Annotated in this window: 21 protein-coding genes, 1 pseudogene and 1 riboswitch; of the genes and pseudogenes, 4 read left to right on the top strand and 18 right to left on the bottom strand. The window is 71.6% G+C overall.

Annotated elements, in window-relative coordinates; all coding sequences use genetic code 11:
• Positions 1-120 precede the first annotated feature (120 nt).
• Together XF36_RS04415 and XF36_RS30020 are read right to left on the bottom strand one after the other, a co-directional pair.
• Positions 121-1,344: an IS701 family transposase gene (locus tag XF36_RS04415; RefSeq protein ID WP_082375744.1), complete on the bottom strand. Its 1,224-nt coding sequence runs from the start codon at positions 1,342-1,344 to the stop codon at positions 121-123.
• A gap of 54 nt (positions 1,345-1,398) precedes the next feature.
• Positions 1,399-2,296, bottom strand: a pseudogene (locus XF36_RS30020) (IS5 family transposase).
• Positions 2,297-2,573: 277 nt separating this feature from the next.
• Between XF36_RS30020 and XF36_RS04400 the strand changes: the two are divergent.
• Positions 2,574-3,131, top strand: coding sequence for a histidine phosphatase family protein (locus tag XF36_RS04400; protein WP_060710990.1), 558 nt, complete (start codon positions 2,574-2,576; stop codon positions 3,129-3,131).
• Positions 3,132-3,298: 167 nt separating this feature from the next.
• Here XF36_RS04400 and metE read toward each other — a convergent pair whose 3' ends face one another.
• The 3 genes from metE to XF36_RS04385 form a co-directional block, all read right to left on the bottom strand.
• Positions 3,299-5,566, bottom strand: coding sequence for a 5-methyltetrahydropteroyltriglutamate--homocysteine S-methyltransferase (metE, locus tag XF36_RS04395; protein ID WP_060710989.1), 2,268 nt, complete (start codon positions 5,564-5,566; stop codon positions 3,299-3,301).
• Positions 5,567-5,692: 126 nt separating this feature from the next.
• Positions 5,693-5,909: riboswitch (cobalamin riboswitch) on the bottom strand.
• A gap of 242 nt (positions 5,910-6,151) precedes the next feature.
• Positions 6,152-6,424, bottom strand: a complete 273-nt coding sequence (locus XF36_RS04390) for a hypothetical protein (protein ID WP_060710988.1) — start codon at positions 6,422-6,424, stop codon at positions 6,152-6,154.
• Positions 6,425-6,488: 64 nt separating this feature from the next.
• Positions 6,489-7,022, bottom strand: a complete 534-nt coding sequence (locus XF36_RS04385; protein WP_060710987.1) for a hypothetical protein — start codon at positions 7,020-7,022, stop codon at positions 6,489-6,491.
• 319 nt (positions 7,023-7,341) lie between these two features.
• Here XF36_RS04385 and XF36_RS04380 point away from each other — a divergent pair, with 319 nt between their 5' ends.
• Together XF36_RS04380 and XF36_RS31275 are read left to right on the top strand one after the other, a co-directional pair.
• Positions 7,342-7,668, top strand: coding sequence for a hypothetical protein (locus tag XF36_RS04380; RefSeq protein WP_060710986.1), 327 nt, complete (start codon positions 7,342-7,344; stop codon positions 7,666-7,668).
• 77 nt (positions 7,669-7,745) lie between these two features.
• Positions 7,746-8,192, top strand: coding sequence for a hypothetical protein (locus XF36_RS31275; RefSeq protein WP_145981254.1), 447 nt, complete (start codon positions 7,746-7,748; stop codon positions 8,190-8,192).
• A gap of 6 nt (positions 8,193-8,198) precedes the next feature.
• Here XF36_RS31275 and mobF read toward each other — a convergent pair whose 3' ends face one another.
• The 3 genes from mobF to XF36_RS04370 are packed head-to-tail and all read right to left on the bottom strand — an operon-like array spanning position 8,199 to position 13,119.
• The gene (gene mobF / locus XF36_RS04375) at positions 8,199-12,614 is read right to left on the bottom strand and encodes a MobF family relaxase (RefSeq protein WP_238589121.1); all 4,416 of its coding nucleotides are present in this window, start codon (positions 12,612-12,614) and stop codon (positions 8,199-8,201) included.
• Positions 12,608-12,838, bottom strand: coding sequence for a hypothetical protein (locus XF36_RS31270; protein ID WP_145981253.1), 231 nt, complete (start codon positions 12,836-12,838; stop codon positions 12,608-12,610). Before XF36_RS31270 ends, mobF begins: the two co-directional genes overlap by 7 nt.
• Positions 12,835-13,119, bottom strand: a complete 285-nt coding sequence (locus XF36_RS04370) for a GntR family transcriptional regulator (protein WP_060710984.1) — start codon at positions 13,117-13,119, stop codon at positions 12,835-12,837. Before XF36_RS04370 ends, XF36_RS31270 begins: the two co-directional genes overlap by 4 nt.
• Before the next feature lie 134 nt (positions 13,120-13,253).
• On the opposite strand from XF36_RS04370, the gene XF36_RS04365 reads away from it, so the two are divergent.
• Complete coding sequence (locus XF36_RS04365; protein WP_060710983.1) at positions 13,254-14,216, top strand: IS481 family transposase; 963 nt, start codon at positions 13,254-13,256, stop codon at positions 14,214-14,216.
• Here the strand turns inward: XF36_RS04365 and XF36_RS33685 are convergent.
• The 10 genes from XF36_RS33685 to XF36_RS04310 form a co-directional block, all read right to left on the bottom strand.
• Positions 14,165-14,827: a hypothetical protein gene (locus tag XF36_RS33685; RefSeq protein WP_060710982.1), complete on the bottom strand. Its 663-nt coding sequence runs from the start codon at positions 14,825-14,827 to the stop codon at positions 14,165-14,167. The two genes, XF36_RS04365 and XF36_RS33685, sit on opposite strands and share 52 nt — an antisense overlap.
• Positions 14,824-15,492, bottom strand: a complete 669-nt coding sequence (locus XF36_RS04355; protein WP_060710981.1) for a hypothetical protein — start codon at positions 15,490-15,492, stop codon at positions 14,824-14,826. The genes XF36_RS33685 and XF36_RS04355 overlap by 4 nt, the downstream gene beginning before the upstream one ends.
• Positions 15,489-17,396 carry a type IV secretory system conjugative DNA transfer family protein gene (locus tag XF36_RS04350; protein WP_060710980.1) on the bottom strand — a complete coding sequence of 636 codons (1,908 nt, stop codon included), beginning with the start codon at positions 17,394-17,396 and terminating at the stop codon, positions 15,489-15,491. Before XF36_RS04350 ends, XF36_RS04355 begins: the two co-directional genes overlap by 4 nt.
• On the bottom strand, positions 17,393-17,656 hold the full coding sequence (locus tag XF36_RS04345) for a hypothetical protein (protein ID WP_060710979.1): 264 nt from the start codon (positions 17,654-17,656) through the stop codon (positions 17,393-17,395). The genes XF36_RS04350 and XF36_RS04345 overlap by 4 nt, the downstream gene beginning before the upstream one ends.
• Entirely contained in the window at positions 17,656-18,201 is a 546-nt protein-coding gene (locus XF36_RS04340; RefSeq protein ID WP_060710978.1) for a hypothetical protein, read from the bottom strand. Before XF36_RS04340 ends, XF36_RS04345 begins: the two co-directional genes overlap by 1 nt.
• Complete coding sequence (locus XF36_RS29420; RefSeq protein ID WP_082375743.1) at positions 18,201-18,704, bottom strand: WhiB family transcriptional regulator; 504 nt, start codon at positions 18,702-18,704, stop codon at positions 18,201-18,203. The genes XF36_RS04340 and XF36_RS29420 overlap by 1 nt, the downstream gene beginning before the upstream one ends.
• Before the next feature lie 107 nt (positions 18,705-18,811).
• Positions 18,812-19,519 (bottom strand): hypothetical protein, encoded by a 708-nt coding sequence (locus XF36_RS04330; protein WP_145981251.1) that lies wholly within the window; start codon positions 19,517-19,519, stop codon positions 18,812-18,814.
• A 287-nt stretch (positions 19,520-19,806) separates the two neighbouring features.
• Entirely contained in the window at positions 19,807-20,052 is a 246-nt protein-coding gene (locus XF36_RS04325; protein ID WP_060710976.1) for a hypothetical protein, read from the bottom strand.
• A 471-nt stretch (positions 20,053-20,523) separates the two neighbouring features.
• The gene (locus XF36_RS04315) at positions 20,524-21,090 is read right to left on the bottom strand and encodes a flavoprotein (protein WP_060714415.1); all 567 of its coding nucleotides are present in this window, start codon (positions 21,088-21,090) and stop codon (positions 20,524-20,526) included.
• Complete coding sequence (locus XF36_RS04310) at positions 21,087-22,325, bottom strand: helix-turn-helix domain-containing protein (RefSeq protein WP_060710974.1); 1,239 nt, start codon at positions 22,323-22,325, stop codon at positions 21,087-21,089. The genes XF36_RS04315 and XF36_RS04310 overlap by 4 nt, the downstream gene beginning before the upstream one ends.
• Positions 22,326-23,212 lie beyond the last annotated feature (887 nt).

Genomic DNA, 23,212 nt, shown 5'->3' with positions numbered 1-23,212 from the left:
CAGCCGCACTTCGTTAGCTGGGCTGTCTTCGTCGTCGGTAGTGGCTTTCGCGGGCTCGGTGTTGGTGACGGCGACGCCAGGTCGACCAGGCCCAGCCCACGGTGCGGGCGGGGATGTGGATCAGAGATGCCAGGAGACGTCGGATCTCGGCGAGGGTGAGCGGGATGAGCCCGCTGCCAGGTCTTTTGGGGCGATCGCCGCGGTGACCGAGAGGTAGGCGTGGGCGAGCATGGCCAGGGTGATGTGGCGGTACCAGGCGTCGTAACGCCGCACCTGGTACTGGTCGAGCCCGACCTCGTTCTTCGCGGTCTGGAAGCACTCCTCGATCGCCCACCGGGCGCCGGCGACCCGGATGAGGTCGTCGTCACTGGTGCCGGGCGGGCCTGCGCACAGGTAGTAGGCCAACTCCGGCTCGTCACCGGCGGCGATCTGGGTGTCGGTGAGGATCTGACGGCGCACCAGCAGCCAGCGCCCCCACCCGGCGGGCGCCTCCGGTGGCGGAGACAGGCTGGCCACGGCCCAGTCGTAGAGCCGCTCACCCTTCGCCCCGTCCCCCGCCGAGCGGCGCTTCCACGCCTGCTCCGGCGCGCGAGCGACCAGGTCGTCGGCGCGTCGTGACCCGGCCAGCCCGGCGATGTCAGCCTCGAGCGAGAGCGGGATCGACTGACTGCGGGGCACGGCGACGACGTAGCCGATCCGGCGCTTCTCGCACCAGGAGCGGAACTTGTAGTCCTGACCGTAGGCCTCGTCCGCAGCCACCCACGACGCCGGGACACCAGCGTCGAGGGCCCGGCCGAGCATCTGCTTGGCCAGCACGGTCTTGGTGGCGAACTCGACCTCGTCGGGCACCGCCGCAGCCCGGCAACGTTCCCGATCACCGGTCCACGACCTGGGCAGGTAAAGCTCACGATCGATCAACGTGCGGCCCCTGCCGCTGGCATAGGCGCAGAACACCCCGAGCTGGCAGTTCTCCACCCGGCCCGCAGTGCCGGAGTACTGGCGCTGCACCCCGGCCGACTTGGCCCCCTTCTTCAGGAACCCGGTCTCGTCGACGATCAGCACCCCGCCGGGCTCGCCGAGGTGTTCTGTGACGTAGTCCCGCAGGTCGTCGCGGACCCCGTCGGCGTCCCAAGCCGCCGAGTTGAGCAGCCGCTGCATCCCGTCCGGCGTCGTGTCACCGGCGACCTCGGCCAGCGTCCACCCGTTCTTCCCGGCCAACGGCGCCAACAATCCACGCACATACGCCCGCGCCCGACGCCGCGGCTCCGTCCGGAAGAACCGCCCCGCCACCAGCCCGAACAACCCGTCCAGGCCGCCGGCCCACGCCTCTAGGTCCTCCTCCACCTGCACAAGATCAAAGCCTAGCGCAGACCCACATCACGAAGTGCGGCTGGAGTACTAGGGTGTGTCTCCCAATGCGCGGAGCCAGGTGACGATTGCCTTCAGGACGGCGCCGCCGCGGAAGGTCAGGGCGAGCTTGTCGTAACGGGTGGCCAGCCCGCGCCACTGCTTGACGTGGCAGAACCCGCGCTCGACGACGTTGCGGTTTCGGTAGTCGACCGGATCGAATGCGGGCGGTCGACCGCCGCGTGAGCCCCGTCGTTTGCGGTGTCCCTGCTGGTCAGAGGGCTCCGGAATGACAGCGATGATCCGGCGCTCGCGCAGGTGCCGGCGGATCGCGCGTGAGGAGTAGGCCTTGTCCGCGCGCACGCGTTCGGGCCGGGTCCGGGGTCGTCCCGGGCCCGGTCGGGCGATGCTCAGGTGCGCCATCAGGTGCGGAAACATTGGCGAGTCGCCGCCCTGGCCGGGGCCGAGGAGGACCACCAGCGGGCGGCCGTGCCCGTCAACGAGCTGGTGGATCTTCGTCGACAGCCCTCCGCGGGACCGTCCCAGCGCGTGATCTGCTGGTTCGGCGAGCAGATTCGTGTAGTTCGATCCGGCCCCCTGTGTCGCGCTTGAGGGTCGCGGCGTGCTGGTGGGCACGGATGATCGTGGAGTCCACGCTGACCGCCCACCCGAGCACCTCGGCGGCGTCGGCCTCGACCAGAAGAGCAGCCAGGATGTGGTCCCAGGTGCCGTCGCCGCTGTAGCGGCGGTGCCGCTTCCACAACGTCTGCCACGGCCCGAACTCGGCTGGGACGTCGCGCCAGGGAAGCCCGCACCGATACCGGTAGATGATCCCCTCGAGCACCCGGCGGTCATCGCGGAACGGGCGCCCGCGACGACCCTCGGAGGAGGGCAACAGCGGCGCCAGACGGGCCCACTGGGCATCAGTCAGGACAGCGGTGCGCGGCACCGATCAAGCATCGCGCACCCCGGTCCGCCTATTTGGGAGACACACCCTAGCTCACCGGGTCCGGTCCTCCGGCCTCACCCGCGGCCGGAGGACCGCTTCTCAGGAATGGATCTTCCGAGCGGTCGCGACGAGGCGGCCGGAACGCGGAGGTCTACTGTGCGGATTGACCGGGTCCGGGTTCGGATCACTCGCCGAGCGCGTCGTCGAACGCTCGCATGAGGCGGAGCGGAGGTGTTCGGCGCTGCGAACCGACGTGAACCCCGATCGGAAGGCGAGGGTGACGTTCGTCGTCCACGCCGCGACCACCGCCACGGCGACAGCCGCGTTCGCAGTCGACGCGCCGCTGGACCAACGGTGGATCGCCGCGCTGACCGACGCCGCCCCTCGGGTGCCCCGCCACGACCACAGCCGCCACGGTCCGGATCCCGCCTCGTCCGAAACCCACAGCGGGCTGGGCCTGTCCGGCAGATCCGACGACGACCTCTGCCCCTGGGACCCGGGACAGTGGACCGGCAGGACCCTGGACGACATCGCCGAGGCCGACCCTCAGGGGCTCCACGCCTGGCTGACCGACCCCGACTCGACACCGCACGCCGGCGAGTCGCTGACAGCACTCATCGAGCGGGTACGCCGAGTTCTGGCCTCGATGCCGCCTGGACACACCATCGCCGTAGCCGGCGCCGCCATCGCGCGGGCAGCTGTCGTCACCACCATGGGCGCTCCGCCCTCCGCGTTCTGGCGGATCGACGCCGCACCCCTGACCGTCACCGACCTGCGCGGCGGCACGGACCGATGGACGGTCCGGTGCACCGGTCGGCCGCTCGACGAGTCCTGAGCCAGCCCAGGAACGGACCGCCCAGGCAATGGCGTCAGGCGATGGCGTACTGAGCGGGCTCTTCGGCCGGTGATGCGTTCGCCGGGCCGGCCGGCTCCGGATCGGACTCGGTGCGGTCGATCTCCACCGGACCCCGGCCCCGGAACGGGCCCGGGGTCCGGTGGGTCTCAGGCCCGGACCCGGCGGGCGGCGGCGACGAGGTTCGTCAGCGCCGCCACCGTCTCCGGCTCACCGCGGGTCTTGAGCCCGCAGTCCGGGTTGGCCCACAGCCGGTCGGACCCGATGTGCGACAGGGCCGCCCGCAGCTGCGTGGCCAGCTCGTCGGCGTCCGGGACCTCGGGCGAGTGCACGTCGTACACGCCCGGCCCGAGACCCCGCGGCACACCCGGACCCAGCTCGGCCAGCACCTCCATCCGCGACCGGGCGGCCTCCACCGTCGTCACGTCCGCGTCCAGGCCGTCGATCGCGCCGACGACCTCGCCGAACTCCGAGTAGCACAGGTGCGTGTGGATCTGGGTCGAGTCCTGCACGCCCCCGGTCGACATGCGGAACGAGTCCACCGCCCAGTCCAGGTACTCCTGCCGGTCGGCCTCCCGCAGCGGGAGCAGCTCGCGCAGCGCCGGCTCGTCGACCTGGACGATGCGGATCCCGGCCGCCTCGAGGTCGGTGACCTCGTCGCGCAGCGCGAGCCCAACCTGGCGCGCCGTGGCGTCGATCGGCTGGTCGTCGCGCACGAACGACCAGGCCAGGATCGTCACCGGCCCGGTCAGCATGCCCTTGACCGGCTTCGACGACAGCGACTGCGCGTACCGCGCCCACTCGACCGTGATCGGACGCGGCCGCGAGACGTCGGCGTACAGGATCGGCGGGCGCACGCAACGCGAGCCGTAGGACTGCACCCAGCCCAGCTCCGTCGTCGCGAAGCCGTCCAGGTTCTCCGCGAAGTACTGCACCATGTCGTTGCGCTCCGGCTCGCCGTGCACGAGCACGTCCAGGCCGATGCTCTCCTGGAGCTCGATCACACGCGTGATCTCGGCGCGCATACGCGCCTCGTACTCGGCGTCGTCGATCTCCCCCGAGCGGTGAGCCGCGCGGTCCTTCCGGATCTCCGCGGTCTGCGGGAACGAGCCGATCGTCGTGGTCGGGACCTCCGGCAGGCCGAGAGCGTCGCGCTGTTCCTTCGCGCGCACGTCGGCGGCTCCGCGCCGGTAGTGGTCGGACCCGAGCTCGCCCAGCCGCGCGCGCACCGCGTCGTCACGGCCGGAGGTCTCCCGCACCCGTTCCCGGAGTGCGGCCGCGGCGTCGAACTCCGCGGCGACCGACTCGCGGCCGTCCGCCAGCGCCCGACCGATCAGCACGACCTCGTCGACCTTCTGGCGCGCGAACGCCAGCCGGTCGGTCACCTCGGAGGGCAGCGCCGTCTCGACGGCCAGGTCGTAGGGCACGTGCAGCAGCGAGCAGGACGTCGAGACCCCCACCCGGCCCGCGACGCCGGTCAGGCGCTGTGCTTTCGCCAGCGCGGCGTCGAGGTCCGTGCGCCAGACGTTGCGTCCGTCCACGACGCCGGCGAGGACGAGCTTGCGGTCCAGGCCCTCGACCTTCTCGATGCCGTCGAGATCCGCGGCGCCGGCAACCAGGTCCAGCGCGATGCCGTCGACCCCCGTGCGCGCGAGCACCGGCAGCGCGCCACCGAGCCGTCCGAAGTAGCTCGCGACGAGGATCCGCGGACGGCGCTTCAGGGCGGCCAGGCGGTCGTAGGCGGTCCGCAGTGCGTCGACCTCGGCATTCGAGCGGTCGGCGGCGAACGCCGGCTCGTCGAGCTGGACCCATCCGGCGCCGGCCTCGGCGAGCTCGAGCAGCAGGTCCGCGTAGACCTCGACGAGCGGACCCAGCAGGTCCAGCGGAGTGAACCCCTCCGGCGCGCCGTCCGCCGCCTTGGACAGCAGCAGCAGCGTCACCGGACCGACCAGCACAGGGCGGGTCGTCACGCCCTGGCGCTGCGCCTCGCGGAAGTCTTCGATGACCTTTGTGCTGCGGGGGGCCAGCGCGGTGTCCGGGCCGAGCTCGGGGACGAGGTAGTGGTAGTTCGTGTCGAACCACTTCGTCATCTCGCACGCCGGGGCACCCTCGACGCCGCGGGCCATCGCGAACATCCGCCGGATCGGGTCCTCGATGCCGGCGAACCGCTCCGGCACGGCGTCCACGGCCAGCGCGGTGTCCAGGACGTGGTCGTAGTAGGAGAACGTGTTGCCCGGTACCGAGCCGAGACCGGCACCGTCCAACTCCCCCCAGGTGTCCCGGCGAATCCGGGCGGCCGTGTCCCGCAGCGCCGCCTCGTCGCTGCGACCGGCCCAGAACGCCTCGGTCGCACGCTTGAGCTCCCGGCGCGGACCGATCCGCGGATAGCCCAGCACAGTGGTGGTCGAACTCGTCACAGCTCTTCTCCTCGCGAGCGGTGGAGGATCCGCAGGGTGCGCGAGGAGGTGCGACGGCGTCCGAGCAGACGGGTGCCCGTGCGTCCGCTCGACCCTCCCTCGGGGCCACGGATCCGCGCACACCGGACGGCGCACGCACCGTCGGCAGGTCTTCGGACTCGTGGACGCCGATCTCGTACCTACTGGCCGTCGCTTCCCAGGAGCGGGTGCTCCCAGTGCTCTCGTGACGGCGGTCGTTCCCACTCACCGCTGCGGGGCAGTCCCGGACTCGCACCGGGTTCCCTCTTGCCCCGCCCGCTCCCCGTCACCGGGCCGCGGGCGGACCGTCGGCATCATCGAGCCTAGATCGAACCAGCCCAGACTGCAGCATCGGACTGCGAGCATGAACAGTCGTTCAGGCGATCGACCGGACGGCCAAGCTGAAGGTCGTCGTGAACGTGGCCCGCTCCGACCGTTCGAGGCTCGGCGAAGGTGCAGGTCGGCGTCAGGCGCCGGTCACCTCCGGGATGTGCAGGTTGCCACCTCAAATCGTGCGTACAGCCTTCTATCGCAATGTGGCCATTTCGCCTTGATCCCGAGCAACGGTCACCAACCTGCCGGGGCGTCACGGTCGTCCGGGACCGCAGCGTCGAGCCCGGATACATCGAGCCGGCCGTCCGGATGCATTCCCGGCCAGACCATCACCGGGACGTCGCCGACGTGCATCCGGTACTCCTGCCGGATCCCCTCAAGCTCGACCAGCGCCGTCAACGCATCAATCGCCTGCGTACGCGCCGTCGTCCCCGACGGCGCGTCACCGCCGGCCGTCCAGTCCACGTTCTCCACACCCGGCCGCAACACGCCCACCCGCCACTCCATACCCCGAGCATCGCGCGGATCGGCCCGGCCGCCCCAGCGGCCGGGCCGATCCATCCACAAACGGTCACTCCAGGTCCGGACTGTCCACAGCCAACAGATTCGCCGCCGACCGCCACCCGTTGAGCATCGCCGTGTACGCCGTCGCGTCGCACAGGTCCCAAGTAATCGGGCCGAGCTGCATCCGAAGCATCGTCGGCAACTCCGCACCCGGACGGGTCTCGTTCAGCGACGCGATCACTTTCGGCGCGCCGCCGAGCTGCACCATCGCCGCGACCGACCACGGTCCGGTCGCCATCACCCCACGACGGCGCCCGGCCAGGAACGGGGTCAGCGACCGCGCCAGCGGCGCCGCCTCGGTCCACGCCTGCTCGACCAGCCGCGCGGTGTAGTGGGTGCGCAGATACACCAGCACCATCCCGAGCGAGAGACCCAGCTGGCGTTCCGTGGTGCCGGAGTTGCGCAGGTCCAGCCGGACCGGCACCCGACCGGCGACCCGCACCGAGAACCCCATCACCTGCGCGGCACCGCCGCGGCGCTCCTCGAGGTCCTGCTCGACCGCGATCCGAGCCTGCTGGGCGGTGTTCTGTCGGCCGGTCATGGTGGCCTCCCGATGATCGTCGGGCCTGTCGGCCCGGGAACCCCTTGCGGGTGGCGGGGCGCTGTACCCCGCTGCCCGTCAGGGCGACCCGGCACGGCCGGCGAGGCTCGCGGTCCACGGGCAGGCCGAAGGCCTGTCGCGTAGCGACGCGAAGCGCCCTTGATCGGGAGACCGGCCGTGGCAAGCCACCGGGCCGTCAGGCCACGCCGCAGGCGTTCCTCCCGATCACTTGGCCGCGCGGCCGTGAGCGCCTACGGTCGATCGCTGATCCCGCTCCCCCGGGCTCGCATCCGCACGCGCATGTCATGGGGAGCCTTTGATGAGCGAGATGGGCCAGTTCCGGCCGCCGCCCCCTCCGCTGGAAAAGCCGATCTGGGTCGACTTCGACATGCTCTACGGCCCGGCTCGCGACGAGGTCGCGGCGGTTCCGGCCGGGTCGATCCGTGAACGGATGCATCACAGTCTGCATCTGACCGGACGCGTTCCCGGCACGCTGCGCGGCTGGGTCCGTTCCATCGACGGCCGCTGGCTCGGGTTGTGCGACTTCGTCATCCCGTCGATCGACGGTGCACAGGTCGTTCGACAGGAGGGTGTCGCGGTTCCAGCAGCGGCGCTCGCTCCTCGCACGTTGCCGCCGATGAGATAGGCGTCCATCGACAGGAAGGGAACTCGACCCGGATCGTTCAGTGGTGATCTGTCGGTCCGGCGTGTCACTCTTCTGCCATGACGGCGGCGACCGTTGAGCAGGTCGAGCAGATTCCCCGAGGGAATCTGCGGGTGCCGCGCGCGGACTTCGCATCGGTCTGGGCAACGGCGGCGCGGCTCAACGCCGCAGGCTCGGAGGTCAAGGGCCCGGACTGGTACGCGGGCGGAGTGGCCGCGACGTGTCAGTGGCTGGCCCGCGCGATGTACACGCCGCCGTGGGGGCCTCCGCGCCCTCCGCGCACACCGGCGACCGGGACCCGCCAGTTCGCATTCGAGGAACTGATCGAGCGCGAGTACCTCGCCGCGGAACGGCTGCCCGAACGCCGGCCGGAGCTGCTCACGAGCCAGCCCGGCTGGTGCGAAGGCATACGGGCGACACTGCGCTGGGCGTGGCGGCACGACGGGCCACCCCCTTTCGACGGGGATGGTCGCCCTACTGCGTGGAACCCGCCCGCGAACAGGTAGGCGCACTCACAGATCACCGACGTCGCCAGGGCCGTCGTAGGCGTCCACGAGCTCGTCGGAGCTGACGGCGGCGTCCGCGATCCGGTCGTCGGAGTGCCATCGGGCGAGCTCCTCGCCGCGGCGGTCGGCGTCTTCGAGCTCGTCAGCCGACTCGCGGTAGCTGATCTCGTCGAGTACCCGCCCCGCGTGGTCGAGGCTGTGGGCGGTCGCGTCCGCGTCAGGGACCCGGACGGCGTCCTCGTCCACCAGCGGCGCCGGCTCCCGTGTCGCTTCGTCACGGAGGTCGGGTCGCCGCGAGTCAGCCGCGTGGTCATCGTCCTCTCTGAGGTCGATGTCCTCGTGGCGGCCCTCATCGTTCCCGGCCTGGCGGGGATCGACATCGGCGTCGGTGACCTCTCGGTGCCTCTCGTCGTCGATGACGTCGGCGTCGTGCGCTGCCTTCCACTCGGCGGCGGTGACGCGCTCGTCGGGATCCTCGTCGGCGTCCCGGGCCGAGAGCTCCGCGCGGGAGAGCTCGGCCTGGCTGCGGGTCTCGGCGGTGTGCGCCAGCCAGCGGGCGCGGGCGTCGTCGACCTCCTGCAGGTCGACGGCTCGCGTGTCGAGTGTGTCGGCGAGGGCGGCCGCCTGGGTTGCCTCGAAGGCGAGCCGCTGGCGCTCGGCCGGCTCGGTAGAGGCGTCGGCCTCGGTACGCCGGAGCGCGGCGGTCTGGCGGTGGTGCGCGGCGGCCTGTCGGGTTCCGGCGAGTTCGTTCGCGACGTAGCGAGGCGCAGCTGCTTCCTCGCGCTGCCAGGCGCGGACGCGCATCCGGAGCTGGCCGTTCGACAGCTCCAGGTGCTCGCGGTCTATCTCCGGCCGGCCGAGGGACCGCCACGCGGCGCGGTAGGCGGCATACTCCTCGACCTGTCCGGGCTTCGGTGCCGGCCCGAGTGCGTCGTGGCCGTCGTCGTGCCCGCGGGCCTCGCGGTAGGCGCAGATCCGGCCGACCTCGGACTTCCATTCTTCGAGAGCCTGCGGATCGTCGGGGGCCGGTCCGAACGCGTCGACCGCCCAGCTCGGCTGTTCGGCGACCGCTGCCTCGCCGAGCTCCCGGGCCCGGGAGTCCGCGGCGTCGGCGAGGGAGTCGAGATATCGGGACCATTCGGGGTTGTCTGTTCGGGGGACCCAGTCGGCCCAGCTCTCGCCCGCTGGGTCGAAGCGATGCGCATCGGCCACGCGGGAGTAGATGACGTTGGTGAGTTGACGCGCCCCCTCCAGTGGGCCGGATTCGACGGCCTCGCGGAGCACGGCGTCGGGGTCGTGGCCGGCGAGCTCGGCGCGTCGCAGGACGCGGGTCAGCGCGGCGGCGCCGTCCTCGGCAGCGATCCGTGCTCGTTGGTCGGTGGCGAGGGTGCCGTCGGCGGTGAGCCGATCGAGAGCGTTGGCGGTGCGTTCGGTCGCGGCGAGCTGGGCGGCGTCGACGAGCAGTTCCGTGGCGGTGCGGGTGCTGGCTGCGTGGGCGGCGGCTTCGGTGGCCTGGGCGAGCGCGGATCGATGCTCGATCGGGTCGGTGTTGTCCAGGACGGTGGCGAGGACGGCGACGGGGTCGCGGTGCAGCGAGTGCTCGGTCGGGTTTCCGTCGGCGGCATCGTCGGGTCCGGTACGGGTGGTGACGTGGGCGGTGTTGGCGTCCCGGCCACGTGACATGCCGACGTAGAGAGCGTTCGGGCTGGTGGTCGTCGTGACGACGCAGTGGGTGGTGTCCACTGTGGCGCCCTGGGCGGTGTAGATGGTTCCGGCGTACCCGAGGGCCATGTGCTCGGCGACGTAGGACGCGGGCAGCAGCAGGCGCTCGCCTCCGTCGGGGTCGCTGCCGGTGAGGTCGGTGGTGACCTCCATCGCTCCGTCGTCACGCACGGCGGTGACGCGGAAGTTGTCGCGGTTGAGCGGGGCGCGCCGGTTGCCCTCGAAGCCGTCAAGGTGCCAGGCGTTGTCGCGGGCCTGGACCAGGTCGCCGACTCCGGCGTAGGTGCCCTGCAGCCCGAGCAGCACACCGTGTTCGTCGACTCGCCCGAGTCGGACGAGCTCGGCGCGGATCTGGGCGGACAGGTCGGCGGCCTGCTCGTTGGTGTCGACCAGCAGCAGCGACCGGCGCCCGTCGAGGGTGTCCCCGATCCACGCCTTGACCGCGGAGTCGCCGGCCTGGTCGCGGGTGCCGGCGTCGAGGACGCGGCCCTGCTCGAAGTACTCGCGCAGCACGGACTCGTCCCCGGCGCGTAGACGCAGGCTGGCGTCGCGCTCCCACGCGTGGTTGAAGCGGCGGGCGTCGGTGAGCTCGTAGCGTGAGCCGGCGGTGGCAAGCAGGTCCATGCCGCCGCCCGCGCCGACTGCGGCGAGCTGGCGGTGGTCTCCGACGAGCAGCAGCTTCGCCCCGGCCCGCTCGGTGTGCCGGTGGATCGCGGCAAGCGCGGCCGTGTCGGTCATGGCGGACTCGTCGACGACAACCAGGTCGCCGCTGCGCAGCTGCCACGCCTCGTCGCCGTCCTGAATGCGACGTTCCGCCGCGCCGGCGGTGAGCCGGTCCTGGGTGGCGAGCCAGCGGGCGACGTTGCGCGCGGTCAGCCCTTCCGCGGTGAGGACCTGGGTGGCCTGCTGGCTGGTCGCCAGGCCGAACACCCGTCGTTCCCGACCCTGCTCGGCCTGCGGTCCGGCGCTCGGCTCGGTCCAGCCGTGGGCGAGGGTGCCGACGACGAACGACTTGCCGGTCCCAGCCGGCCCGACGAGGGTCTCGACGCGGGCGCCGGAGGTGAGGATCCCTCGGACCGCGGTCGCCTGGTCGGCGCCCAGCTCGATCCCCCGCTCGCGCAGGCCGAGCAGGAAACGGTCCGCGTCCGGGCCGGAGAGCGCGACTCCGTCGCGGTCGAGCGTCGCGCCGAGCAGGATCCGCTCGGAGCGCACCTGGTCCGGTGTGGTGTAGACCCGCCCGCCCGGTGCCTGGTAGGCGGACTCGCCGTTGGCCAGGCGCAGCTCGTCGGGCAGGTGCGCGTCCCCGGGCCGGTCGGGTTCGATCGGTACGGCGTAGCGCAGAGCCTCGTCGGTGAGCTGGTCGAGCAGCTGCGCGACGTCAGCGCCCTCCCAGGCGCCGAGGTAGTCGGGCAGAGCGGCGTTGATCGCCCGCGTCAGGTCCGACCGCGTCCAGCCCGCCTTACGGGACCGGACGTCCTCGAGCGCTATCTCGATCACCGACTGCGGGTGGAACCCCTGCGGTTCCACCCCGTCGCGCCGCGCGGCCAGGGCGGTGTCGGCGATCCCGGCCAGACCACCGTCGATCTCCGCCCGGAGCCGGTGCTCGACCCGGTCGAGCAGCTGCTCGCGGGTCTCGCCGTCGTGGGACTTCGCTGCCCTCGTCGCCAGCGTCGCCTGCTGGGCGAGGCGATCGCGCATCGCCGAGTTCGGCGCGCGCCCGTAGCGGGCCTCGTAGGCCTCGACGAGCTCGCGGGTCTTCGCGGTCACCGCGTGGCGCCGGGACGAGACGAGCGACATGGCCTCCTCCGGGACGCCGACGACCTCGCGGGCCTTCCCGTCCGGGCGGGTGGCGATCACCATCCCGAGGGTGTGGGTGAGCCGTTCCTCGGTCGTCCGTTCGGCGACCGCGCCGGCCCCGGCGCGCCAGCGGTGGATCCCGCGCGAGTCCAGGGTGCGCCACAGACCGTCGGGGCCCTGGACCCGGTTGAGGATCGCGTTGTGGATGTGCAGCTGCGGGTCCCGGTCGCGGGAGTCGTGCTGGAAGAACGATCCGACGACCCAGTCGTGGGCGTCGACAAACCGGCCCGCCGCGCCGCCGTGGTGCCCGACCCTCGAGTAGCCGGCCTTCTCCGACAGGTAGGCCAGGCCGGCGTTGTTGCCCGCCCAGATCGCGTCCTCGACGGCCTGACGGAACTCACCCCACGCCGCCGCGGTCTCCTCGTCCCCGGCGGCGCGGGCCGCGGTCTCGCGCGCCTCGAACGCTGTGTGCAGGAGCGTCACCGACTTCTGCACGCTGAACGTCGCGTCCAGGAACGCGACGTTGTGCCGGGCCGCCTTCCCGGCCTCGGTCCGCAGCTCGGCGCGGCGCTCGGGGGACGCGTCCGGCTCGCGTCCCAGCGCCTGGGCGTAGAGGTCGTCCTCGGACATGTACTTGCGGCCGGTGTGTCCCAGGGTGGACACCTCGTCCCACCGGGACGGGTCGCGGAAGGCGTCGTCCCGCGGGTCGAGGAAGCGCTCGTACAGGCCGCGCATGTCCTGTGCGTCGATGAGGCCCCCGAGACCGAGCTGCTCAGCTCCGGAGCCCCACCAACGGCCCGGTGGCTCCCCTTCAGCGACCGCTCCGGTGTAGTAGTTCTCCCGCCCGGTCGCGACTTCGCGCAGCAGGTAGTCCGGCGAGTAGCCGGTAGCGATCCTCAGCACGTCGACCACCCTGAAACGATCATGAATTCGTTCGACTGGAGATCAACAGCGCTCGCGCTGGTCAGCGGCCGGCCGGAGGCCGGCCCGCTCCCTCGGATCGTGATGCCTCGGTGTGCATCCTTTGATCTTGTGGCGGTTGTAGTGCTGCTGGCGTAGTCGCTCTCGGTTCTGGTGTCGTGCTCGGTCGCGGTGTTGTTGTTCTGGTTCTTGGTGCTGGTGGTCATGGCTGGGTCCTCGTGCTGGTGTCGTCGGTGACGAGGTGGAGTGCGTTCTCGGGTTGCTCGGTGGTGTCTCGGAGTCGGGTGAGGGCTCGTGCGGCGGTTCCGCGGGAGACGTCGGCGAGGGTCTGGAGTTCTCGCACGGTCGGGAGCGCGCCGTGGCGCGTTCGGTGGCGCTCGGCGATCTCGCGCGCGTGCTCGCGGGCCGGTGCTCCCGCGCCCTCGGGCGCCGGGTCGTCATCGGGGGTGCCGTCGTGGGACACCCCGGCCGTGTCCGGCTGAATCACCGGACCATCTAGCTGTACCCGGCCAGGAGGTTGGTGACGGTGGCCGACGGCGTGGCTGCTTGAACGGGGAAGGCCCTTCGGGCGAGGTGGGAGGTGTCTGAAGCCGTCCATCTCGCCACGAAGGGCCTTCCACCGTGCACGCTAACGCTCGCCTGACCCTGCATGGGCGTCGACTGCTCGTCGCGCGAGTCCGCGACCATGGCCGCCCGCAGTCCCACGTCGCCCGCGAGCTCGGGGTCTCCCGCCAGTGCGTGTCCCGGTGGGTCACCCGCTACGACCGGGAAGGAGATCCCGGTCTGCGCGACCGGTCCTCCCGCCCACACCACAGCCCGACCCGTCACAGCGCCGACACCGAACAGGCGGTCCTGGCCGCGCGGCGTGAGCAGCGCTGCGGTCCGGCCGCGATCGCGGCCACCACCGGAGTCGCGGCGCGCTCGGTATCGCGGATCCTGGCCCGCCACGGCGTGGCTCGGCTGGCGGCCTGTGATCCCATCACCGGCGCCCCGATCCGCGCCACCCGCGCCTCAGCCCACCGCTACGAACACGCCGCACCCGGTGAGCTGGTCCATGTTGATGTGAAGAAACTCGGCCGGATCCCCGACGGCGGGGGCTGGCGGATCCACGGCCGCGGCCCCCGTCCGGGCGCGACCCGCCGCATCGGGTTCGACTACGTCCACGCCATGGTCGACGACCACTCCCGCTTCGCCTACGCCGAGGTCCTGCCCGATGAGAAGGGCGCCACCTGCGCCGGTTTCGTTCAGCGCGCCGCGGCCGCGTTCGCCGCAGCCGGCATCGGCCGCATCGAGCGTGTGATCACCGACAACGCCCGCAACTACCGCGGCTGCCGGGTATTCGCCGAGGCCGTGACCGGTCTCGGAGCACGCCAGAAGTTCATCCGGCCGCACTGCCCGTGGATCAACGGCAAGGTGGAGAGGTTCAACCGGACCCTGGCCATCGAATGGGCCTACCGGCGTCCCTACGCCACCAACGACGACCGCACACTGGCACTCAGCGCCTGGCTCGAGTACTACAACCAGCGACGCCCTCACACCGCTTGCGCGGGCCGCTCCCCAATCAGCCGCCTGTCACCAACGTGATGGCCGGCTACATCTAGCGCAGGCGGGTCAGGTTGCTCGCTGTCCCGTGTCTCGTCCGGTGCGTCCGGTGTCCCGTGGGTCGCGGGAACGGCGCGGGACACGTGGACAGTCGTCCCGGCTCTGTCGTCAGCAGCCCCGAGCGGCGGCCCGGCTGCTCGGTCCGCGGCGAGCAGGTAGAGCAGGTGCGCGACGACGGCGGCCGCGATCGCGGGCCACGCCCCGACCCCGAACCGCAAGCCTGGGCTGACCGTGAGCGCGCCGCCGACCGTGGCGGCGTCGGAGGCGAGGTAGCTGGCCTGCGCGAGCCCGGACAACCCGGCCGAGACGATCACCACCGCCCAGGCGTAGCGGGCAGCCGACCCCGTGAGCCGGGCCGTGGCCGCGTACGCGACCAGGGCCAGGCCGTCGGTGATCAGCGGGTAGATCCACGCGATCCCGGCCGGGACCCGGGCGGCGACGGCGACCTCGTAGAGCCCGTGCGCGGTCGCCACCGCCGCACCCACCGCGACGGCCAGGCCGGGCAGCCACACCGCCGCCCACGCCCGCCGCCGCGGCCCCGCCGTTGACGGCGGCGTGCCGACGGCTGGGTCGGCGCTCGTGCCGGTGGTCATCCGAGCGCACCTCCGAACGGGCGGGCACCGGTCGGTATCGCGGGTTCGGGGGCGGGCTGGTCCCGTCGGGTCGCCCACCAGCCGACGATCAGCGCGGTGTGCGCCAGCCCCGGCACCACGGGTGGCGGCCGGTTCTCGGCCGGCCAGTTCGGCCGGGTCTGATGGCACTCGATCGAACACGACCCGGCCGCCTTGCGGATCCGGGCGATCACGCCGGGGCGCTGGCGGTCGTGCCAATCCCCCGCCGCGGACACCGACGCATCCGAGCCCTGGTAGGCAGCACACCAGGCGTGCATGAGCCACAGCAGCTCCTCGACGACGTCGGGGTGCCAGAGCCAGCACTCCGGCATCACCGACGCCGCGTCCGGGTAGCGCAGGAACACCGTCGCCAACCACGCGGTGAGTTCGTCGAGTAGCGCGCCGACCTCGGCCTCTCCGGTCGGGGCGACCAGCCACGACGGCGCCGGCATCGGGCGGCGGCGCGCCGCCAGGGTGGCCAGGGTGTCGGCCATCTGCGAGACCAGCCGCCCGAGCTCGTCGACCCGGCCGGGGACCGGGTCCAGGCCGTCGACCCGGCGGCGCAACTCGTCGATCTGGCGCGCCAGCCCGGCGAGGACTGGATCGTCCCCGCTCGACGGCGGTTCGGGGTGCACGGGCACGGTCATCGCTCGGACTCCGAGCCGTCCTCGTCACTGCCTGCGTTCGGTCCGTTGGAGCGCGGTTCGGTGGCGGTGCGAGTGGCGCGGTCGTGGATGACGGCGAGCTCGCGGAACATGCGGTTCTCGTCGCGCTGGTGTTCGTAGCGCTGCCGATACCGCTCGGGCCACCACCCAGCCAGGACACCAAGTAGCGCCTGCAGGGCTTCGTCGCGCCACATTCGCGCCTCGGCCCACCGCGCCGCGCGCGCCGCCCGAACATCGACCCGGCGGACGTCGCGCTGGTAGCCGAGCACGTCCCGGCGACGCCACGCCATCCGGGCCCGCCCAATCACCGGCGCGATCCCGCGCCGGATCACCACGACCCGCCCAGCCGGCAGGTTCGCGATCTGCGCCGGCGCCAGCACAGGCACCTTCCGCACCGTCCGGCTGGCAACGCGGCCGTGGAGGTCGGTGGTAGTGATCCGCTCGTCGCGCTCCCCGGCCAGGGTCGACCAGAACTCCAGGTCGGCCTTGTCGCGGGTGCCGCCGAAGACGAGCACGGCGGCGGTGTTGTTCAGGATCGTCGCCGCCTTGTGCTCCCCCCACCGCGCCAGCAGCTGGGCGCGGGACTGGAACGCGCACACGATCGTCACCCCGCGCCCACCCATGTCCGCCGTCCACGACTCCAACGGCACCGGCGAGATCAGCGCGGCCTCGTCCAGGAACAGCCCCAGCGGCGGGTCCAGCCGCCCGGCCGGCTTCGTGGCGGCGATCCGGCGGGCCTCGCGGGCGATGTGCCCGGTCAGCGCACACACCAGCGGCGCGGTCTGGGCCTCCTCGGCGCCGAGCAGGAACACCGTCGCCCGCTCCTCCAACAACCGGCCGACGTCGAACCCACGACCCGGCTCCGCCGCCGCGGCGGCAGCCGGGTGGGTCAGCCACCCGAGCGCCGGCATGACCGACGAGGTGATCGAGGAACGAGTGCGTTCGTTGGTGGAGATGAACTGCATGACGTCCTGCTCGAACGCCGGCACCCCCGAGCGCCGCAGCAACGCCGGGACGTCGCGGCCGGCCGTGTCCGGGTCGGCGACCCACCCGAGGACATCGCGCATCCGCTTCCCACCCAGGGCGGCGGCGTGCAGCAGCGCGGCCAGGACGCGGCGGGCCTGGTTGTCCCAAAACTCCCGGTCCCCGCCATGGCCGGAGCCGACGGCGGCGATCATGTCCGTCGCCCGCTCAGTCGCGGTGACGGGGTTGGTGCAGCCGGTGAGCGGGTCGAAGGTGATCGACGACGCCCGCCCACCGAGCCCGGCGGGGTTGAACACGAACACCGGGCCACGGTCGCGGCGGCGCAGCGGCCCGCACAACTCCACCAGATCCGTACGCGTCGAGGTCACCAGCGCGGCGCCAGGGGCGTCGAGGACACGGCCGGCGAGCCAGCCGGTCTTGCCGGTGCGCGGGCCACCGACGACGATCACGACGTCCTCGACCAGCGCCCACACCCGCAGGAACCCTGTGCGGCACAGCTCGACTGCCACCTGCGCCGTCGACAGTCGCAGACGTTGGATGCTGGTCAGCGTGGCCAGTGACGGGCGGACCGTGTTCGCGCGGCGGCGGACGGCGAGGGTTCCGGCGTGGCGGACGATGTCCAGGGTGGACGCGACGCCGACCTTGCGCCGCGACCTCGACGCCCAGCGCGACACCATCGCCGAGGACCGTGACCACCGGTGCCACAGCACCGCAGCGGCGACCACGACCATCAGGACGAGGGCAGGCCAGGACAGCGCGGCGTAGAGGCCCTGCACCAGGGTCGCCGCGGGCAACGAAGCGGCCAAGCCGAGCAGCAGTCCGGCGCGGCGGGCCCCGCGGTGCCAGGCCACCGCGGCCGCGCCCGCCAGACCACCGAGGAGGATCAGAGTGGAGAGGTTCATCGATCCGCCTCCGTCCGCTCCCCGGCCCGGCGGGCGAGGCTGAGCCACGGCCAGGCGGTCACGACCGCGACCACACCGAGCGCGGCCAGCAGCGTCGCGACCACGACCGGCTCGGGCAGATTCCGGATCGCGACGAGCGCGGCCCCGACCGCCACCACGCCCACCAGCGCGCCGGCGATCCGTCGCGCATGCCGCCACCACCGGACGGCGAGCACACCCGCAGCCAGCGCGAGCAGTGCGGAGATCAGTTCGGCGTTCATCACTCGTCCTCCCATCCGGTACGGGTCTTCCAGGCCGCGATCGCGGCGATGTGCCGTGTGCAGTCGCTGGCGTGGCCGGTCTCGTTGTCGTCGGGGTGCGACTCATACGGGCCGCGGTCGGTGACCAGCGCTGCGCAGGTGCCGCATCGCCACGACGACGACGGCGGGTGGAACACCGGCACCGGGTCCCGGTGGGCGGGTGCGGGTTCGCGGCCCTCGACCAACCACGCGAATGTCACCTCGGCCCGCGAGTCGAACTCGTAGTCCGGCAGCTCGAGCGCGGCGCCGATCTCATCCCACGACCGGCCCGCGCTGCGTGCGGCGCGGGCGTGGTCGTAGAGCTGAGAGCCTGCGACGCCGCGCAGCAGCAGCGCCGCCCGCACCCCGCCCAACGGGTCGTCCAACGCCCTGTCGGTGATCACGGTGAACCCGGGGATCGGCGTTTCGACCACCGAGGCGCCGAACACGTCGACCGCGATCCGGCGGACCAGGTGCCGCGCCTGCTCTGCTGCGGTCTGGCGCGGGGATTGCCCGAACTCGGCCATCACCGGTCACCACCCGCGAACGCGCCCGTCGCTGCGCCCGTGGTCGGGGGGGAGCGCTGCTGAGTCGCGGCCCAGCGGTCGACTGTGCGACGGGTCACCGCGAACTCGTCCGCCACCTGGTCCCGCGGAACCCCGTCGGCCAGCGCGGCTTGCCCGGCTGCGATCACCGGCCCTCGCAGCCGTCTCGGCAACCGGGACGCGCCGACCGGCGTCCGGGTCGTCGACGCTCCCCCGCTGCAGGCCGTGACGCGACGCGGGGGGCGCGTGCGGCGGGCGTGGTGGCGCTCGTGTTCGGTCATCGCTCCGGCGATCCCGTGCGGCAGCGCCTCGATCGCCCAGGCCCGGCACTCGGCCAGCACCGGGCAGCCCGCGCAGATCCGCTTCGCCGTCGCGACCGCCCGATCGAGCTCGGGCCCGTTCTCGGCGACCGGGAAGAAGGTCTCCGGGTCGGCCGTGCGGCACGCCGCGTGCGCGCGCCAGCCGTGGTCAACTGGTCCTACCATCGTGTTCTCGCCTGCCTTCTGCTGATGTGCGGTGAGAGCGGCCCGGCGGCTGACTTCCGCCAAGAACCCGTCGCCGGGCCGTCCCACCTCGTCGTCTCGTCTCGTACTCACTGCGGCCCCCGTGGATCCGGGACCCGCGCCGGCGCCGCGAACAACCCCGGCGTCTCGTCCATCTCGGCTCGCTGCTGCTCCCGCGTCGCGGCGTTGGCCTTGGTGCGCGCGCCTGGCACGTCGTTGACCAGATGCGCCAACCAGGCCGGCAGCGGTGCCCGCTCGAGCAGGGCCTTTGCAATCACTCGCGACGGGCAGTCCCGCCGGGACGACGTCGTCGCCCACCCGCAGCCTGGACAGCGACCGGACGGGGTGTCGTGATCGATCAGGACCTGCATCCACCCGGTGCGCCCGCACCGCCCGTCTCGCAGCCGCTCGTCCAGGTCCTCGACGCGCGCCGTGTCGACCGGCACGTCCCACTCCATCGCCGCCTGCCGCACCCGCGACCGGCCATCGCGCCCGGTCACGACCACGCCCCCGCTCCGATCGCACCCGCGTCCGCCATCAAGGCGGCCGCGCCGGCGTCGGTCAGGGCGAACCGCAGGCCGCCGGCTTCGACCGGCTCGCTGATCCGCCCGCCCGCTGTCCGGGCAGAGCACCGACCCGTCGCGGTGTGAGAACTCCGGTGCCAAGCCCGCCGAGGCGTCCCACCCGAGCGGCGGGTCCCCGATGACGTGGTCACCGCAACCCGGGCAGATCAGGTCGTCCAGGTGGACCAAGTCCGGCGTCGTGAGCTGCTCGTCCCGTGCCTCGCTGATGATCATGTTGGCCTCCTGACTGACGCCGGTGGTGGGCCGGTCGGCCCGGCCCCCGGGTGGCGGCGCCTGCCCCGCCACCGCGCCGTAAGGCGCGCGCGACCTCGGAGGCTCGAGCTCAAGGGCGGCCGCCAGGCCGTCGGCGCCAGCCGATGCGCAGCACCCTTGAACTTGAGGGAGGTCGTGCTGAACTCGGGCCGGCCGGCCCGCCGCCCCGCCGCAGGCGGGACCACACATGCCCTTGGCCCGCCTGGCCCTGAAGGCGAACCGGCGCCCGACCACACCAGCGGCGGGGCTCACCGGTCCGACCCGTCGGTTCCGGCCCGCTGCGGCTGCTCCTGGTTCAGCGCCAGCGTGGCAGCCTGGTCGAACCCGGACATGAACGACTCGATCGCCCCGGGCAGTCCGTCGCCGACCGGCGTGGAGATGAACAGGATCAGCCCGATGATCGAGAACGCGATCGCGCCCAGAGCCGAGCGTGCCTTCGCACAGATCGCGGCACCGACGATTGCAAAGAGGATCAGCAATCCGACGCTGCCCATTACTCCGCGCTCCGCGGACTCGGAACGACCGGCGCCGCATGCATCATCGCTCGCGTGTCCGGGTGAGCCATCACAGCCGCGTCGTCCGAACCCGCAACCCACTCCTCAGCCGTTGCGCGACTGACGTACCAACGATTCCCGATTCGTCGCGCAGGGAGAGCCGCGGGAATCAGGCGGCGGATCTTCTGGCAGTTGGAGCTGGCGGAGCCGCCCGGTCCGACCTCACCGAACCACAGCTCGGCGACCTCCTCGACCGTCATCAGACGGGACGTACGAACGGCCCGCTGAGCGCGGTCGTCCGCCGTTGACACCGTTGTGTCAGATTGTTCGCGATTGTGAACAGACATCGAGTTTCCTCCTGTGTCCCGACCCACCGGAGAGGTGGAGCCATCACAGGAGAACCCCGGAATGCACGAGGGACCCGGACAAACTGTCCGGGTCCCTCAGAGATCGCGAATGAACACCGAAAATCTAGCTACTGATGATGATCCGGTCAACGATGGAGAGTATCTCGTCCCATGGCAGTCGCCGGTCCGGCGGAGCCTGCCTCGGCTCGTGGAGCGTCCAGACCTCCGGGCCGTACACGAGGTGGACTCCCCCGGCGCGCAGTGCAGCGAGGTGTCGTTCCCACGCTGGATGCCGCGCGTGGGCCGCGTTCACCCGCGGGAAGACAACCACCGGAGTGACCGGGTTGCCGATCGCCTCGCCGACGGTCGTGAGTGCCTGATTGTCCGCGATACCGAGCGCAAGCTTCGCCACAGTGTTGGCCGAGGCCGGCGCGACGACGTAACAGTTCACGGGTGGGTGAGGGCTCCGCTCGCCCGGCTGGCGCGGCGCGACACGAACGGGAAGCCGTGTCATCGCCTCCAGCTCCGCGAGCTCGCCGGACTTGTCGAGCCACTGACCCGCGGTCGGCGTCAGCGTGACGGCGACCGTCCAGCCACGTTCGATCGCCGGTACTACGAACTCGGTGCGGATCGTTTCGACCCCACCAACTCCACCGGCCACGAGACCCACGACCGGTCCGTCGTCGGTCATCGAACCGCCCTGCACCGCTGTGCGAGCCCGAGCAGACGGGACGACCGGCTGCCACCGGTGACCGGCGCGCGGCGGTGCATGGTCTTGACCGTCTCTCGCACGACGGCGCTGTGGCGGACGAGCGCGGGTGCCGTCTGCTCGGCATCGAGCAGCAGCGTCAGCGCATCGTCGTCGCGCGCAAGGTACGAGAGCGCTCGCGCGAGGTCGATCATATGGGTCACTTGGCGCTCGGCCGGGAGGTGCGAGGCGTCGACGTCCTCACCGCGCCGGGCGACCCACGACATGTCGCCCAAGTCGAGGCCGGCCGAAAGTCGGTGCAGCTCGACGTTCGTCGGCCCGAAGCCCGTCTGCCAGTAGTTCGCGTCCTCCCCGAGCCGCTCCGCCGCCTGTTCGGCGTGCCGGAGCAGTTCGTCCGAGGACGATCGGTCCTGCCGACGCGCTGCAGCAACCGCGGTCCTTAGGTGAAGCATCCCGAGCAGGCTCAGCGCCTCCGGGTCGCCTGCCTCGACCTGCGGCCCGAGCCACCGCGCGGCAGTCTCGCCGAGGCTGAGCGCATCGTCGTACCGGCCGACAGCGAGCAGCGCGTGCGTCGCTGCCCGAGCGGCGGACGCAAGCACAAGCGGGTCGTCGGCCTCGTCGGCGGCCTTCATCGCACGCTCGGCGGCGATCCACGAAAGGTCGGCCTCGCCGACCTTGCTCAGTGTCGTCGCGGCGAGGTGGTGCGTGCGGGCGGACATCGCCCACGAACGACGGCGGTCATCCGTGCCGCGGCCGGCTGCGGCGTCTTCCAGCTGCTGCGCCGCCTGGATCAGGCGCGGTAGTCGTTCAACAACGTCGCTGATCCGTCCCCTCTGGTAGTCAGCCCACAAGAACTCGACGAGCTGCTCGGCCTGCCCCAAATCAGGCGGCTGACCCGCCTCGGATGCGAACAGCACACGCGACAGTCGGCCCGGTGCCATGAGGGCGTCGCGGATTGCCGGAATGTCGTCGCGCTCGTCGTCGTCCTCCATCAGGACTGGCTGGCCCATGAGGTCGCCGAGTGAGACACGCAGTGCCGATGCCAGCTCAGTCAGAAGATCGACGCGGCGGAGCGGACGCTCCCCTCGCTCGATCTTGCTCAGCCAGTCGGTGCTCCGGCCGACGAGGCCAGCGAGTTGGCTCTGTGTGTAGCCGCGCCGTTGCCGACAGAACGCGACCCGTTCACCGATCTGCATCTCATCACCGGCCCCGCGCACCTGCCCAGACTACCGCCGCCCACGGCAGCTCCGATGACGTTCGCACGGACGTACCGTTCACCGTCGTCAAACGACGAAACTCGATGCACCAGCAGGTCCGGCTACTGGTGTCGCATGATCACGGCCCGGGCATCAGCCGGCCTGTAGCGCTTCCACGGTGCGCGCTGTTTCTAGACTTTCCATTCCGTTTCAAGGCGGCGCCCCTGGCGCCGCGCGCAGCGTGCGGCCTCCGGCCGGTCACCGCGCGGCGCCCTCCCCTCCGTCGCTGCCCGTTACGGAAACCGGCGTCTGAGTCGATCAATCGCAGCTAGCAGGTTGTCCCACTTCTTTTCTGTCGGCTTTAGGTTCTGCAAATATCCGCCAAAAAGAGCTTCCCTTGCAGGCTGTCGTTCTATCGAGACTGCCGCTTGCAATGCCGAATCATCTAGGACTTCGTCATGTTCAGGAGCGCGCATGGTGGCCGCCGTCATTAGGTTGCGGCCGACAACGCGTCGCACGTCGTGCATCAGTCGAAGCTGTTCGAGTCTGGGTAGAACATGTCCGGCATTGTGGATCGTCGAGGCTAGGATCGCAGCGGAATGACGAACAGTATCGAAGTCGGCTAATTTTGTAAGGTTGAACTTCGCTAGACGATATTCGGAAACGCGGTATCTAAGTGTCCGCAACGCGTCGCCTATCGAACGTCGCGCGTCAATCCGACGCTTGCCGCGCTCTTCTCGCTCCGCTTTGCTGGAGCCGACTAAAAGGGTTGTGATGACTCCTGCAATGGCTCCAGCGAGCGCGCCGAGGACAGGGGCCCACCACCAGGGTACCTGTGCGCTAGTCACGGACGCCTTTGCTTCTAGCCGGAAACGTCGTCATCTGCCTCAATCAACACTTCGTAAAAA

Source organism: Pseudonocardia sp. HH130629-09 (genome assembly GCF_001294645.1).
Taxonomy (GTDB): Bacteria; Actinomycetota; Actinomycetes; order Mycobacteriales; family Pseudonocardiaceae; genus Pseudonocardia.
This window is presented reverse-complemented; position numbering and strand designations above follow the sequence as displayed.

What these genes read in the sequence shown, in the direction of transcription:
- XF36_RS29420 (WP_082375743.1), bottom strand. Translation starts at nt 18,704, where the DNA reads ATGGTAGGACCAGTTGACCACGGCTGGCGCGCGCACGCGGCGTGCCGC.
- XF36_RS04340 (WP_060710978.1), bottom strand. Translation starts at nt 18,201, where the DNA reads ATGGCCGAGTTCGGGCAATCCCCGCGCCAGACCGCAGCAGAGCAGGCG.
- XF36_RS04325 (WP_060710976.1), bottom strand. Translation starts at nt 20,052, where the DNA reads ATGGGCAGCGTCGGATTGCTGATCCTCTTTGCAATCGTCGGTGCCGCG.
- XF36_RS31275 (WP_145981254.1), top strand. Translation starts at nt 7,746, where the DNA reads ATGACGGCGGCGACCGTTGAGCAGGTCGAGCAGATTCCCCGAGGGAAT.
- XF36_RS04385 (WP_060710987.1), bottom strand. Translation starts at nt 7,022, where the DNA reads ATGACCGGCCGACAGAACACCGCCCAGCAGGCTCGGATCGCGGTCGAG.
- XF36_RS04315 (WP_060714415.1), bottom strand. Translation starts at nt 21,090, where the DNA reads ATGACCGACGACGGACCGGTCGTGGGTCTCGTGGCCGGTGGAGTTGGT.
- XF36_RS04355 (WP_060710981.1), bottom strand. Translation starts at nt 15,492, where the DNA reads ATGACCGTGCCCGTGCACCCCGAACCGCCGTCGAGCGGGGACGATCCA.
- XF36_RS33685 (WP_060710982.1), bottom strand. Translation starts at nt 14,827, where the DNA reads ATGACCACCGGCACGAGCGCCGACCCAGCCGTCGGCACGCCGCCGTCA.
- XF36_RS04380 (WP_060710986.1), top strand. Translation starts at nt 7,342, where the DNA reads ATGAGCGAGATGGGCCAGTTCCGGCCGCCGCCCCCTCCGCTGGAAAAG.
- XF36_RS04345 (WP_060710979.1), bottom strand. Translation starts at nt 17,656, where the DNA reads ATGAACGCCGAACTGATCTCCGCACTGCTCGCGCTGGCTGCGGGTGTG.
- XF36_RS04350 (WP_060710980.1), bottom strand. Translation starts at nt 17,396, where the DNA reads ATGAACCTCTCCACTCTGATCCTCCTCGGTGGTCTGGCGGGCGCGGCC.
- XF36_RS04330 (WP_145981251.1), bottom strand. Translation starts at nt 19,519, where the DNA reads ATGATCATCAGCGAGGCACGGGACGAGCAGCTCACGACGCCGGACTTG.
- XF36_RS31270 (WP_145981253.1), bottom strand. Translation starts at nt 12,838, where the DNA reads ATGACCACCAGCACCAAGAACCAGAACAACAACACCGCGACCGAGCAC.
- XF36_RS04390 (WP_060710988.1), bottom strand. Translation starts at nt 6,424, where the DNA reads ATGGAGTGGCGGGTGGGCGTGTTGCGGCCGGGTGTGGAGAACGTGGAC.